The sequence below is a fragment of the Vibrio sp. IB15 genome (assembly GCF_016406055.1).
Classification (GTDB): domain Bacteria; phylum Pseudomonadota; class Gammaproteobacteria; order Enterobacterales; family Vibrionaceae; genus Vibrio; species Vibrio chagasii.
This window is the reverse complement of sequence record NZ_JAEFCE010000003.1, coordinates 60,299-74,518: the sequence shown is the minus strand read 5'-3', so window position 1 is coordinate 74,518 and position 14,220 is coordinate 60,299. Positions and strand designations below refer to the sequence as shown.

The window sequence follows — 14,220 nt, the reverse complement described above, 5'->3', positions numbered from 1 at the left end:
GCAGCCCATTTTTATAGGGCTGCTTTTTTTATGCTTGTAATTAACACCACAACTTACGCAAACGTTTGCTTTTGTCGTTTAAATAAGTATGATCACCCCGTTTTCAATCAATCGTTCAAAAGATCGGAAGGAATTTCTATGTTTGGTACTGCTACTCGTGAAAATGCTACTCGTGTACTTCTATTAGGTTCAGGTGAACTTGGCAAAGAAGTGGCTATCGAGTGCCAACGTTTAGGTTTAGAAGTTATTGCTTGTGACCGTTATGCAGATGCGCCAGCTATGCAAGTTGCGCATCGCAGCCATGTATTAGACATGTTAGATGGCGATGCACTTCAAGCCATCATTGAACTAGAAAAACCAGATTACGTGGTGCCTGAAATTGAGGCTATCGCCACCAGCAAGTTGGTAGAGCTTGAAGCTCAAGGCTTGAATGTCGTTCCAACAGCTAACGCCACTAAGCTAACGATGAACCGTGAAGGTATTCGTCGCCTGGCAGCAGAAGAACTCAAGCTAAGCACATCCCCTTACCGCTTTGCAGACACCTTTGAAGATTTCGCTGCAGCGGTTGAATTTGTCGGTATGCCTTGCGTTGTGAAACCAGTAATGAGTTCTTCAGGCAAAGGCCAAAGCGTTATCAAAACCGAAGAAGATATCCAGAAGTCTTGGGACTACGCACAAGAAGGCGGTCGTACTGGTGCGGGTCGTGTGATCGTTGAAGGTTTCATCGACTTTGATTATGAGATTACTCTTCTAACCGTTCGCGCCGTCGACGGTGTCCATTTCTGTGCACCTATCGGCCACCGCCAAGAAGATGGTGATTACCGCGAATCATGGCAGCCACAAATCATGTCAGACAACGCTCTAAAAGCGGCACAGTACACAGCAGAGCAAGTGGTTAATGCTTTAGGCGGTCATGGTATCTTTGGCGTAGAGTTGTTCGTTAAAGGTGACCATGTGATCTTCAACGAAGTATCCCCTCGCCCACACGATACTGGCTTAGTGACTTTGATGTCTCAAGACTCATCAGAATTCGCGCTGCACGTACGTGCATTTACAGGTATGCCAATTAAATCAATTACTCAGTATGGCCCATGTGCGTCTGCAGTAATCCTTGGACAAGGCACATCAACGAACATCCGTTTTGAAAGCCTTGCGGAAGCGCTAGATGCACCACAAACACAAGTTCGCCTGTTTGGTAAGCCAGACATCGATGGTCGTCGTCGCCTTGGTGTTGCACTAACACGCCGTAAGAGCACAGAAACCGCGATTGAAGATGCAATCACCAGCGCATCTAAAGTTAAAGTGATTTACTAATTAGGCTTTCACACATGAAGTCTTAACGATCAAAAAGACGGGCCATGCGCCCGTCTTTTCATTGGTGTTATCTTTTCGAAAGCAAACTGAGCTTAGACTTCCGACTCAATCAAGTACACTTCCTCACTGAATCGAGACAAACCTTTCTTAGCAATCTTAGGGTGCTCTTGGTCTGCAATGTCTTGATTCAATAACGTAATCTTGTAACCCGCAAACAACTGATCGATTTCTAGTTTAGGTACGCTAAACGGAGGACCTGCCATTTCGTCTTGGTCGTAGTCTAGCGTTACAAGCAGGATCTTGCCGCCAGGCTTCAATAACTGCTTCAAGCGTTCTACATATTGCACTCTCATCTCAGCAGGCAAAGCAACTAAAGAAGCACGATCATAAATAATATCGACCGGCTGAATTGGCGCAGTGAAGTAATCCCCAGTGTAAACACTCAACTCATCAAATTGATAAAGCTCATGCTGACCGTTTATTTGAGTTACGGTTGGCGTGTAAAAATGCTCAGAGAAAAAAGCTCTAACCGCAATCTGGCTCAATTCCACACCTTGAACATCTTCATGTTTAGACGCTAGCCAAATCAGATCTTCACTCTTGCCACATAGAGGAACAAAAACACTCTTCTCATAGCTAGGCTCAGTTGCTTTCCAAAACTCAACCAAAAGTGGGTTTACATCTTCAAGGTGGAAACCAATTTGGTTGGCTGCCCATTTATTGTGCCAAAATTCAGGATTATTCATCTTTCGTTCATGTTAAACAGTCATAATGCAAGGGTACAGTATAGAGAAGTAAGAGCAACCTTAGCTTGGCTTAAAGTGTCAAATTGGTTTCGAGTAACACCAGAAACTGGCTAGGTCCAAAGTTCTTAAAATTGCGGAACAAACGCTGGAATTATTTGTCTATATGTTCACATTTTAAAGCAATATTAAACGTTAGAGTTGGTTTCTGTCTTAATTAGCCCCATTTAATATGTATTGAGTTTAGTTAAGCTTTTTTACTCTTATGCGTTACTGGTTACCCCTTTTAACTACCCGTTTTTGTAACCTTGTATTTTGGAGTTTGAATGAGTGTATTTCTCCGTACGACGGCCCTAATGCTTCTAGTATTGAGCCGAGCGCCTGCATTCGCAGCAGCACCTGTTTCAACGAGTTCAACTGATCAATCGCGCACAGCGTCTTCGCAAAACCAAGTTTCATCAAACGTATTCCGCCACAGCCTAAGCGGCCTATATGGCATCAAGGCCTTCGACTCGCGTCCAACTCAGCCTTATACCGACTTCGACATCCTTTACAGCAAAGCTCACCAAGCGCAAGCAGAGCTAGAGACAATCTGTAAAAGTACTGCTCTTCTCACTAATTCAGATGCCCTATTCGCTGGTGTTAAATCTCAAGCTCGCGCTCAAGAGAAAATTGAATTAGAACTGGATGGTGACAACACAAGAATTACCGACCTAGCTCGCGCAACAATCATCGCTAATGATGTAGAAAGCTTAGTTGAAGTGTACGAAGCACTGAGCCGTGAAGCGGACGTGGTAAAAGTGAAAAACAAGTTTAAGTCACCAGCTGACTCTGGCTACCGTGACCTTAACTTACTGGTTCGCTTACCAAAAACTAACATGATCGCCGAGGTTCAACTTCACTTAAAAGCGATAGCGGATGTGAAAAGTGGTCCTGAACATGAGCTATACGAGATCATCCAAGGTATTGAGCGCCATGCCATTGCCGAAAAGCGCCCAATCAACGACATTGAAGCTGCGCAAATCAATAGCCTAAGACGCCAATCTTTAGAGCTATACCAACAAGCATGGCAACCATACATTACGACTCATATTAAAGCGGCATAACACCAACCTTACCGCTACTACAAAACCAAAAACGAACAAGGGCTGCACTCGCAGCCCTTTTTTAATTTCAGTGTTTCTCTTGTGAATCACAAGCGAACGCTATTGGTGGTAATACTCCTGGGAGCGTTCATACAAGTCCAATGGCTTTAAGGTGCTATAAAAAGCAGCGACATCCTGTAAATCCTTATCAGATAGAGACTTCAAGACTGACTGCATGTATTAGTCCTGACGTGAATCACTTTTAAAGTCACGCAATTGTTTAAGGATGTAGCTGGATTTCTGCCCCTTAATATTCGGATAAGACTGTACGAAAGGGATGATTTTATCGCCGTGGCACTGGCTACATAAGTTGTTAACGAGCTTTTCACCTACCATCAAGCTTGGTATGTATGGTTCTCTTTTGTCACTTTGTATTGTCAGTTTTGGCGAAACCTTTCCCACCGTTTCAGTGTTTTCGTCAGTGCATGCGGAGAGTGACATCATAGCAACAGTCGACGTTACCAATAGCAGCGTGAACTTAGTTAGATTCATTATTGCTCTCCCGGCATAGGCGGCATCAGAGCGCTATCAATAGGTTTGCGTCGATACTTGTTCATGTCGATCCCTTTGTCTTGATAGTAGGTACTCAGATAGTCCAGTACTGGGTCCCATGTATCAGACAAGTCCCATAGTCCCTGAGTGTCTACCATCCATTCAATCGTTTCACGCCATTGCTCTCGAGTACCACTGTTCTGCGCCACAATAAGACTCGTGTGGCACGCATTACATTGGCCTTTCACTAACTCCCATCCCGGAGCCATGATTAAACCTGAACTCTTATCTACCCCATAGAAAGCCTTCGGGTTATCCGGCACTTCATCGGCATGAACAAGCATTGAGGTTGACAAGCTACAGACCAGTGCCGCTCTCATAATTCCTTTACGATAAGAGCGCTTGTTGGGCTGAGTTGAATTATCACACATGGCTTTCCTCACGAAACTCTTACCGCGACTCTATGACAACCATTAAACAGATACCCTTTTGGATTCCATTGCGGTTGAACCACTGGCTGGCTATCGCCTTCGCTATCGGTCGCCTTCGCCCAGATCTCATAATAACCTGTCATAGGAAGTTCTAGATCGGCTTCCCATTGCTGCCACGCGCCCTTGTTTACCGGTTTATTCAGCTTGGCATCGTGCCAAGTGGTACCGTAATCGTAACTAACTTGGAGCTTCTCGACGGTTCTCAGCCCAGCCCACGCGTGCCCGCTCACTTTGACCTTTTTACCAAGCGCAAACTCAGTGCCACTCTTTGGCGAGGTAATTAGCGATTTCACAATCATCTCTTCAATGATTCTAAAATCCTTGTTTTCTACTTTTTCACCAGGCGCGATTGGGTGCTTAGGCACTTGATAGGCGGGTGCTGCCATTTTATGGCCATCATGAACTTTATTTCGGATACTAATGCCCGTAGTGCACTTTTGAGAGACAGAAGCTGGGCGACCTCCAAATACCGTTCTCAACGGAAAACCATGAAGATATGGAATAGGTTCGCCATTCATTTCCCATGCAATCAAGGCATTGTCAGTCATTGCGGCTTCAATCGGTACGCCGCGAGAGATCGCTTCACCTTTACCACTTAGGTGCTTATCAAAGCCATGGTTGCCCACATAAACCGCGTCATCTTTGATACCACAGTCTTTTAGCACATCACTGAGCAACACACCTGTCCACTGTGCGCAGTACACGCCTGCATTGTTCCACTGATTGCCTTTAGTGCTTGGGTAAAAGTTATTACGGCTGTTGCCACCACACTCCAATACTAGGCTTTGAGTATGGTGTTTAAACTTAGATTTGAGTTCCGCTATTGTGTAAGTTTTACTCTGTTTTACAGACTCCCCTTTCACTTCGAACGTCCAAGTATCCGGATCCATTTTATTGAAATCTGGCATTAAACCATTCCATCGAACAAATGGAACATCAGCGGGCGTAACAGCGGGGGCGAGCATACTTTCTGGCGGATAAGCATTCAAAGGGTTGGTATTTAAAATGGTATAGTAATCCGGCAAATCTTCTGCTTTTGCCCACGTTAACGCATTGATATCCAGGGCCTCTAAACCTTCCGGGCGATTAGCAGCAAACACCCAAGAGACCGGCAACGCTGACGCCGCGGTTGCAGTTAACGCAGCTTTCAGGAACTGTCTTCTATCTAAACTCATTGTTGCGATCCTTTGTGATTCAGTGTGTAAAAGTAAGTGGCAAGCTGCTCAATATCTTGCTCAGACAAAAGCTGGGCGACTTTAGACATGGTTTTATCGGAACGTTCTCCACTCTTAAAAGCCGTGAGCTGTTCAACCACGTAAGGCTTGTTCTGCCATTTCAGGTTCGGAATAGAAGGAAAAGAAGTGTCTTGAGTACTGCCATGGCAAGCGACGCACATATTGGCAATTTGTTGGTAATCGGCAGCTTGGCCTATCGCGGGAAATAAAAGCAATACCCAAGCTAAAGCGGCTTTTCGCACACATCCTCCTAAGATCTGGATCAAAAAATCAGTTTGATCGGTCATAAAGTGGACGCATTACAGCAAATAGAGCGGTGTATTTAAATTCAATTAGAATTAACTACCGTTAAGGAGAACTGAACGCTGATTAGAAATTGTACGAGATACGAGATACGAGATACGAGATACGAGATACGAGATACGAGATACGAGAAGATAAAAGAATGAAAACGGAAGGCAAGAATAAATATGGTGACAAAAACAAAAAGACCACGCTAGGCGTGGTCAATTGCTTGGCTACTTCTCGATTTTAATATTTTCGACACGGGCCTTTAGTTTTTGTCCCGGTCTAAAAGTAACAACACGTCGAGCAGAAATTGGAATGTCTTCACCAGTTTTCGGGTTACGACCAGGTCGCTCGTTTTTCTCGCGAAGATCAAAATTACCAAAACCAGACAGTTTTACCTGTTCGCCATTTTCAAGCGCTTTACGAACTTCTTCGAAAAACACTTCAACCGTTTCCTTGGCATCCCGCTTGCTGTATCCGAGTGTCTCAAACAGGTTCTCAGCCAAATCGGCCTTCGTGAGTGCCATAAAACTTTCCTCAAAGCTATGTTAATCATTGCTACTATCGCCAGTAGCGCCAAAGCATTTACCCTATTCAATCAATGAGATAAGGTCATTTACAAGGAAAGTGTATGCCAAGCTTCTGATTTTCGCCAACTTTTTTATTTGAACTGTAAGATTATTCTTTCAAATCAGAAACATAACACGCTCTTAATTTCATATATATGGCTAAAAAACATCTGCTTAACAGTTCCCAAATAGAACTATATTCCAACAACTATTGATAAATTAGAATTTAAAACTTTAGTTATCTAAATATTAATTTCTGAGACTTTTCTCCTATACCCAATAAAATCAGCCACTTGATTTGATATCAAGGTCAACAAAGATTACTTAATAAGCAGTATTAAATATGAGATTTGTATCATTTCAGCATTTAATTCGAGTTTGGCAATGTAATCTCTGATTGCGTGCTGACTCTTATTGCAATTCCCCCCTAGTCCGAGGGCGTTCAACCCTATAATTCAATGGTGCCACTTAACAAAGTACATTTCACAGCTCGCAATTGATATGTTATAACATATCAAACAGGGTAAATTTTAGTACTTAAAATGAAAGATATTGAAGCGATCATTAAGCACGTCAAGCAAGGATGTAGAGACAATGGAAAACAGTTTACCGCCAAAAGGCTGCTGATACTGCGCGCGTTAGCCCATGCCGATAAAGCGCTGTCTGCCTACGAGTTAGTTGACTATTGCAAAGAACATTTTGATCAACATGTTCAAGCGATGTCGGTCTACCGAGTCTTGGATTTTTTAGAACAACATCACCTAGCACACAAGATCAAGGTATCAAATAAATACATACTTTGTGATCACATCCTTTGCGAGCACGAACATGGCATCCCACAGTTTTTGATTTGTTCTAAGTGCGACAAGATAAGTGAACAAACCATCAACCCTTCTATTATTCGCGATCTTAAATCTCACGCGAAACAACAAGGATTCACCGTCACAAGCCCTCAGATAGAGATCAGCTGTGTTTGTGATGAGTGTGCTAAGCCCGAAGTAAATATGCCCTGCTAAGAATACCTACATCGAATAACTAGATTCCAACCGTATTAGCCTAATCAACAAGGAGAGATTGAAACGCTATGCCTGCAACGCTCATTAAGAATGCCTACGTGGTCAATGAAGGTACCATTACCGAGACAGATGTATTAATTGTCGACCAACGAATTGAAAAGGTTGCAAGCAATATACAGCCCAATTCAAATTGTGAAGTCATTGAAGCAAAAGGTTGCTACCTCATCCCGGGGATGATTGACGATCAAGTCCATTTTCGCGAGCCCGGGTTAACCCACAAAGGCTCAATCGCGACAGAATCACGTGCCGCTGTCGCCGGCGGTATTACTAGCTACATGGAAATGCCAAACGTCACCCCCGCGACAACAAATATTGAGGCCTTAGAGAAAAAGTTTGATATTGCAGCACAGAGCTCACTGGCTAACTACTCCTTTTACCTCGGTGCAACAGAGGACAATCTAGACCAAATTAAGAAACTCGACCCAACCAAACACTGTGGTGTAAAGGTATTTATGGGTGCTTCAACGGGTAACCTGTTGGTTGAAGATCCTCAAGCACTCGATGCCATATTCCGTGACTCTCCCGTCCTGATTGTCACCCACTGTGAAAGCGGGCCTGTGATCGCTAAAAACCAAGAGCAATTAAGAAAAGATAAAGCAGACTTAACGATTGAAGACCACCCTATCCTGGGAGATGACAAAGCCTGCTATGCCTCTTCTTGTTATGCCGTTGAGCTCGCTAAAAAGCACAATAGCCAGCTTCATGTATTGCATATCACTACAGAGAAAGAGTTAGCACTATTTGATAAAGGGCCAATCGAAGGTAAGCGCATAACCGCTGAAGCGTGTGTTCATCACCTTTGGTTCAGTAATGAAGATTACCCAAGATTAGGGAACCAAATCAAATGCAACCCTGCTATCAAATCCCCAGGTGATAGAGACGCTCTATTAGAAGCTTTGAACACGGGCGAAATCGACATCATCGCGACAGATCACGCGCCACACACATGGCAAGAAAAACAAGTTCCTTATGAGCAAGCGCCTGCCGGTTTGCCTCTAGTACAACACGCCCTCTTAACTCTGTTTGACCACGTACATGCCGGAACCATGACCATAGAGCAAGTCGTAGAGAAAACAGCACATAACCCATCCATTCGTTATGCGATACAGGAACGCGGCTATATCCGTGAGGGCTACTTCGCCGATTTAGTGTTAGTCGATCCACTAGCAACAACCTTAGTTAGTAATGAAAACAGCTTACATCAATGTGGATGGTCACCTTTCGCAGGGCACGAATTCTCTGCTCAGATCAAGCACACCTGGGTCAATGGTGCCAAGGTGTATAGCAATCCAGAATCCCCTGATAACCAAAATACGCCTACCGCTGACACATCAAAAGAAATACCGGGTGACATGGTCACTCCAGCAATGAGGCTGTCATTCGATCGCTAACTCAGCAGTTATTACCACCAATCAAAAGAAATCAATATGTTAAGAAGAAACCCTAACGGCCATATGCCAAACGTATCGGAAACCGCTTTCATTGATCCAACGGCCATTATATGTGGCAAGGTGATCATTGAAGATAACGTGTTCATTGGTCCTTATGCCGTGATACGTGCCGATGAGGTTAATGAACACGGCGATATGGAAGCCATCGTGATTAAGCGAGACACGAATATTCAAGATGGTGTGGTTATCCATTCAAAGGCCGGTGCTGCGGTAACCATAGGAGAACGCTCCTCTATCGCTCACCGCTCCATTATCCATGGGCCTTGTGAAGTCAGTGACGATGTCTTTATCGGCTTCAACTCTGTCGTTTTCAATGCCGTCATTGGTAAAGGTTGCGTGATTCGTCATAACTGCGTGGTGGACGGACTCGACCTTCCTGAGAATTTTCATGTACCACCGATGACCAACATAGGTTCAGGCTTTGACCTAAACAGCATTTCAAAAGTCCCACCAGAATACTCGGCGTTTTCAGAATCGGTTGTCTCTGCCAACCATACTCTTGTTCAAGGCTATAGAAGGATTGCTAATGAACTCTAATAAATCCCCCTTGCTTGGGATTCCGACCAACATTATTACTGGGTTTCTCGGAGTAGGAAAAACCTCTGCGATTCTTAACTTAATGAAGCACAAACCAGCCGATGAGAATTGGGCTATTTTGGTGAATGAGTTTGGTGAAATTGGCGTTGATGGAAGCTTATTCGAAGGCAATCAAACCAAACAACAGCAAGTTTTTATTCGGGAAGTACCCGGTGGCTGCATGTGCTGTGCCGCGGGATTACCCATGCAGATAGCACTCAATCAGTTGCTTTCTGAGGCGAAGCCAGACCGCTTACTGATTGAGCCTACTGGCCTTGGCCACCCGAAAGAAGTGTTAGAAGTATTATCTTCTGAACATTATCGTAAAGTGCTATCACTGCAAAAGAACATCACCTTGGTAGATGCTCGCAAGCTGTCTGATACTCGTTATTCTGACCACGATACTTTCAACCAACAAATTACCATTGCGGATACGATCGTCGGCAATAAAGTAGACCTTTATAACAAGGGGGATGCCGAAAAACTTGCCGAGTACGTTGCTCAGATTTGTCACCCTGACACTAAGCTGATCTTTGCTCATCACGGTAAGATCCCTTTCGATGAGTTTGATGGAGACACCAGCTTTTACCATCATCAAGCTCATGGGCACCATCACCACCATCATCATAAACAAGACAAGCCACTCGCTTCAGAATTACCGATGCCAGAGAGCGGTATGATAAAGGCAAGTAACCAAGGTGAAGGCTTCGAGAGTATTGGCTGGCGATTTGCAGCCGATAAACTGTTTGACCACCAGCGTTTACGACACTTTCTAGTCGGCTTGAAAGTTGAACGTATGAAGGCGGTGTTTATTACTCCAAATGGTATCTTTGGCTACAACTTAACAGAGGATGGTTTGACCGAATCAGAACTCGATGAGTGCAGTGAAACCAGAATAGAAGTCATTGGTTATAGCATCGACAATGATCTAGAAAACCAATTGTTGGCGTGTCAGATTTAGCCAGACCTGGTTAACCCTTACCCCAACCTAAAAGCCCTATGAATTACTGCATTCATAGGGCTTTTTAACCAATCCGTTATAGGTTCAACACACTAGTTCACTGAGACCAATCGCTTCTCGGCAAGTGCCATAGCGATGTTGGCTTTAGCGTAGGCACTCTCGTTGATAAAGTGCGGGTATATGTCTTGTTCACGTTCCCAATAAATATCATATCCAAAGAACGTCGCCAATATCGGCTGCCCTTGCTTAACGACCTCGAAATCCCGACCACATATCGCTGGGTGCACAGTAGCAACACGCATGCCGTCTGGGCCAAGGGGAACATTAACTTCTTCAACATAGAAAAACGCATCGTAGTCTTCTAATGCTTGCAGCTGATTGAGGTTATTCTTCTCAACATAATCAAGCACCATGGTCAGCATCTGCTTCATCAGTTTAAGCGTGTCGAATTTAAGCGAACCATGTGCCTGAGCACCCACTTCAATCATTACACCGCACTTCCCTGTAGTACAAAGGTAAGGCTGCTCATCCCACGGTTTCCTATCTTCAAATAGAATATTCGCTTCCGGCATTCGCTGTTTCACATACGCGCCCATTTTTTGATAGAAAGCATCGTTGGAAAGCAAGATCAGTGTCGCGCCCATATTGCTGGTTGTGTTGTGTAGGTCGATAATGAGTTGCTGCTCTTTGCTTGCGTATCGCTCTGCAAACTGGCGAGCTACGGTATGCTCGGCTAAACCTGGCGTGTCGTCATTGTTGAGCTGAGAAAACTCACGATTTAAATCCGTGTCTAAGTACCTTACGTTCTGATCTACCGCTTTTGGGTTTGCGATAACTGAATCGGTAGAAAATGTCGAACGATCAGCGGCATACAAGCGCTCTTTAATAAGTTTATGTAGGTAAATTCCAGAGAGTTCGTTACCGTGAGTTCCGGCGACCAGTAGGACTTGTTTGATGTTTTCCATGTAATTGATTTCCAAGTATCGAAGATGCAAGTCACCCTGCCCTATTATTACAATATAACATAACAATAAGACAAATCATTCTCTAAAAGAGAGAACAAGAAAACACCTGATAACTAGAAAGAAAATCGAGAACCCTAGATAATGATCATATTTCATGTACTCATCCCATCATAAGAAAGCCCCGCGCTTGCGAGGCTTTAATTCATAGTTCAACATCATGGTCATCGGGGTATAACGGCTATAAAGGTTACTTCAAACCCCTCTTCGTTAATGAAAATGACATCATGATTGCTTAGCGAGTTTTCTTTCCACTTCTCTGTCACCGGATGTACCGCTACTCACCGCTGTTGCAGGTTTAACGATCAAACCAATCCCGATTAAGAACAACACCGATGCAACCACTTGAGCGAGTGACAACACTTCATCGTACATAAAGTATCCGCTGATCAGCGCGAAGACTGGCACGAGCAAGGTTAACGGTGCGGTTGTGCTTAATGGATATTGGATTAACAGCTTGTTCCACACCCAATAGCCAAATAGCGTGGTTGGATATGCCTGAAATAGCACCGCAATCGTTGTGTTCCAGTCCCATTGTTCAATCCCCTGCCAGATGATTTGATCACCGTGTAACATCACAGCAAATAACACCAACGGCACTGGTGCAAACAGCATTCCCCATACATTAAATGCAAACGCCTGCTTAGTTCTGGAAGCCTTAACAATCACGCCCATTAAGGTCCAACTGCACGCTGCAATCATAATCAAGATAACGCCATTAACGGTGACATTCCCTTTCGCCGCCGAGACTAAGACCGCAAGTGCACACAAAGCTAACATCGCACCAATTAATTTACGAACCGACGCACTTTCTTTGAAAACCCATACCCCAACTGCCATTCCAATAAGTACATTGCTTGAAAGCAATACTGAGGAAAGCCCAGATGAGAGGCCTGCTGTGATTGACCATGATGCCATACCCCAAATACCAACCCCAAAGACAAAGCCATAACTGACGAGATAACGCCACGCGACATTCGGCCTTGCGACAAAGAATATCACTGGTATCACGGCTAGCGAGAAACGCGAGGCCGTTGCCAACAAAGGATGAACATTGGTTACGCCCATTTTGATCATCGAGAAATTGAATCCCCAAATTGCCATCACCAACACCGCTAACAACAAATCATTTCTTTTCATACTGTCCCCCTCTTTTGTTTTAAAAAAGTATCCCTTGAACAACAAAAAGGGTACAGATACAATTTTTTAAACAAAAACCAGTACAGTTAACCACAACCGTTACCATGAGCATTTACCGAAAACTTGCGAATCAGTTTATTAATGAGATTGAAAGTGGAAAAAGACCCGAAGGTGGGCGGATGCCTTCGCTTCGTCAATTAGCTAAGCAACAAGCCGTCAGTATGTCGACCGTAGTAAGTTGCTACCAAGAGCTAGAGTCACAGGGCTGGATTCACTCTCGACCACAAGCCGGGTATTTTGTTTCTCCTCATAAGCCAGCTCACTCAACACCTGAATGGGCACAGTTTGAGAGTAAAGTTTCCAGAGTGAGACAAACCTCATCGACTCACAACTCAATCAATGGGCCTTTAGGAGTCTCTAGCACCACCAATGATGAGCAATCGGTCGTTGAACTTGAACGCAGTTTCCGTCGATCTATAAAACGCATGGGTAACAGGCTCAACCATTACCCTGATACTCAAGGCGAGCCGATATTACGACAAGCATTGTCCACTCACTTTGCCAAGCTTGATGTACATTTCTCACCAGGCGAACTGGTGGTCACGGCTGGCTGTATGTCGGCAATAAAAGCCGCTCTTGAATCATGCACCAAAGAAGGCGATACCATTGCCATTAGCTCACCATGTTTCAACGGAATACTCGAATTACTTGGCAAGATGTCGCGTAAGATCATCGAGATCCCATCTCTAGATGACGGTGTAGACCTACAACAGTTAGAAACACATCTCAAAAGCAAACGCGTCGATGCCGCTATCTTCTGTACCTCGCATATGAACCCACAAGGGATCAATATGTCTGCTAGCCAAAAGCAGAAATTGGCAGCATTAGCAAATGAGTATCAAGTTCCAATCATTGAAGATGATGTCTACCTGGAACTCTCTTATTCTTCGCACACTCCACTGCCTGCCAAATACTATGACAAAGGTGGTTATGTTTTATGGTGTGGTTCTGTCTCGAAGAGCTTATCACCGAGTTACCGCTTAGGATGGTGCTTACCGGGAAGGTATATCAATGAGTACAAGGCACAGTTTTCTGCTGCAAGCTACGGCGTTGCTCTACCCACTCAACTCGCTGTCGCTGACTTTATTGAATCTGGTCAATACGCAAAACACGTTCGAAGAAGATGCTCTCAAATCCTATCGTTGCGCCAACGATACCTCAACTATTTAACCCAACACCTGCCTCCAGATGTAAAGATCAGTAACCCACAAGGTGGCATGGTACTTTGGCTACAGATTCCAAATCTGAATCAACCAATTTTTGCTCAAGCCGTTACCGAGAAAAAGATTGATATTCGACTTGGACACCTATTCAGTACTCTTGATCTCTATAGCAACTGCTTACGCATCAACATTGGTTATTCACTAGAGGGAGCGGCCAAACAACAGCTAGATGACTTGATTAAACTTATCCGACAATGTGTCAGCAAATAGCTTCCACCCAAGCTTTGAGCTTTAGTTTTTTCATCGTTATTCATTATAAAAAAGGCATTTATTATTCTGATTTTAACGGGGCTAAAGCTCGTTACCGTAAGGAAATCCACTCACCTTAAAACCCATAAATATTGAGTTTGCAAGGGTGTGCCCATTTATGCAACTTAGCTAATGACACCTCATTTTTTGTCGTCAATATACACCCGTCAGCGCTGGCGTTATCC

14 protein-coding genes and 1 pseudogene are annotated in these 14,220 nt (G+C 44.1%); 7 read left to right on the top strand and 8 right to left on the bottom strand.

The features are described 5' to 3' along the window. The first annotated feature begins 138 nt into the window (after nucleotides 1–138). Nucleotides 139–1,314: a formate-dependent phosphoribosylglycinamide formyltransferase gene (gene purT / locus JC606_RS01805; RefSeq protein WP_137407720.1), complete on the top strand. Its 1,176-nt coding sequence runs from the start codon at nucleotides 139–141 to the stop codon at nucleotides 1,312–1,314. A 92-nt stretch (nucleotides 1,315–1,406) separates the two neighbouring features. On the opposite strand, the gene JC606_RS01800 is transcribed toward purT, so the two are convergent. Beyond that, entirely contained in the window at nucleotides 1,407–2,060 is a 654-nt protein-coding gene (locus tag JC606_RS01800) for a thiopurine S-methyltransferase (RefSeq protein WP_137407719.1), read from the bottom strand. Nucleotides 2,061–2,383: 323 nt separating this feature from the next. Here JC606_RS01800 and JC606_RS01795 point away from each other — a divergent pair, with 323 nt between their 5' ends. After that, nucleotides 2,384–3,163: a RelA/SpoT domain-containing protein gene (locus JC606_RS01795; RefSeq protein WP_116870434.1), complete on the top strand. Its 780-nt coding sequence runs from the start codon at nucleotides 2,384–2,386 to the stop codon at nucleotides 3,161–3,163. Between the two features lie 99 nt (nucleotides 3,164–3,262). Here the strand turns inward: JC606_RS01795 and JC606_RS01790 are convergent. The 5 genes and pseudogenes from JC606_RS01790 to ihfA form a co-directional block, all read right to left on the bottom strand. Continuing rightward, nucleotides 3,263–3,694 (bottom strand): annotated as a pseudogene (locus JC606_RS01790) (c-type cytochrome). Then, nucleotides 3,694–4,125 carry a cytochrome C gene (locus JC606_RS01785; RefSeq protein ID WP_137407717.1) on the bottom strand — a complete coding sequence of 144 codons (432 nt, stop codon included), beginning with the start codon at nucleotides 4,123–4,125 and terminating at the stop codon, nucleotides 3,694–3,696. Before JC606_RS01785 ends, JC606_RS01790 begins: the two are co-directional and overlap by 1 nt. 8 nt (nucleotides 4,126–4,133) lie before the next feature. Continuing rightward, nucleotides 4,134–5,360 carry a sulfite oxidase gene (locus tag JC606_RS01780; protein ID WP_137407716.1) on the bottom strand — a complete coding sequence of 409 codons (1,227 nt, stop codon included), beginning with the start codon at nucleotides 5,358–5,360 and terminating at the stop codon, nucleotides 4,134–4,136. After that, complete coding sequence (locus tag JC606_RS01775) at nucleotides 5,357–5,662, bottom strand: c-type cytochrome (protein ID WP_105057835.1); 306 nt, start codon at nucleotides 5,660–5,662, stop codon at nucleotides 5,357–5,359. The genes JC606_RS01780 and JC606_RS01775 overlap by 4 nt, the downstream gene beginning before the upstream one ends. Nucleotides 5,663–5,938: 276 nt before the next feature. Next, entirely contained in the window at nucleotides 5,939–6,235 is a 297-nt protein-coding gene (gene ihfA, locus JC606_RS01770; protein ID WP_004734853.1) for an integration host factor subunit alpha, read from the bottom strand. Between the two features lie 584 nt (nucleotides 6,236–6,819). Between ihfA and JC606_RS01765 the strand changes: the two genes are divergently transcribed. The 4 genes from JC606_RS01765 (at nucleotide 6,820) to JC606_RS01750 (ending at nucleotide 10,341) form a co-directional block, all read left to right on the top strand. Continuing rightward, nucleotides 6,820–7,293, top strand: a complete 474-nt coding sequence (locus JC606_RS01765) for a Fur family transcriptional regulator (RefSeq protein ID WP_198777679.1) — start codon at nucleotides 6,820–6,822, stop codon at nucleotides 7,291–7,293. A 68-nt stretch (nucleotides 7,294–7,361) separates the two neighbouring features. After that, nucleotides 7,362–8,744: a dihydroorotase gene (locus tag JC606_RS01760; RefSeq protein WP_137409066.1), complete on the top strand. Its 1,383-nt coding sequence runs from the start codon at nucleotides 7,362–7,364 to the stop codon at nucleotides 8,742–8,744. Nucleotides 8,745–8,780: 36 nt separating this feature from the next. Then, the gene (locus JC606_RS01755; protein WP_004741797.1) at nucleotides 8,781–9,341 is read left to right on the top strand and encodes a carbonate dehydratase; all 561 of its coding nucleotides are present in this window, start codon (nucleotides 8,781–8,783) and stop codon (nucleotides 9,339–9,341) included. Further along, entirely contained in the window at nucleotides 9,331–10,341 is a 1,011-nt protein-coding gene (locus tag JC606_RS01750; protein ID WP_198777677.1) for a CobW family GTP-binding protein, read from the top strand. Before JC606_RS01755 ends, JC606_RS01750 begins: the two co-directional genes overlap by 11 nt. A gap of 92 nt (nucleotides 10,342–10,433) precedes the next feature. Here the strand turns inward: JC606_RS01750 and JC606_RS01745 are convergent, their stop codons facing one another. Continuing rightward, the gene (locus tag JC606_RS01745) at nucleotides 10,434–11,306 is read right to left on the bottom strand and encodes an aspartoacylase (RefSeq protein WP_198777675.1); all 873 of its coding nucleotides are present in this window, start codon (nucleotides 11,304–11,306) and stop codon (nucleotides 10,434–10,436) included. Nucleotides 11,307–11,588: 282 nt separating this feature from the next. Then, nucleotides 11,589–12,503, bottom strand: a complete 915-nt coding sequence (locus tag JC606_RS01740; RefSeq protein ID WP_198777674.1) for an EamA family transporter — start codon at nucleotides 12,501–12,503, stop codon at nucleotides 11,589–11,591. Between the two features lie 104 nt (nucleotides 12,504–12,607). On the opposite strand from JC606_RS01740, the gene JC606_RS01735 reads away from it, so the two are divergent. Beyond that, nucleotides 12,608–13,996, top strand: a complete 1,389-nt coding sequence (locus JC606_RS01735; protein WP_137409073.1) for an aminotransferase-like domain-containing protein — start codon at nucleotides 12,608–12,610, stop codon at nucleotides 13,994–13,996. Nucleotides 13,997–14,220 lie beyond the last annotated feature (224 nt).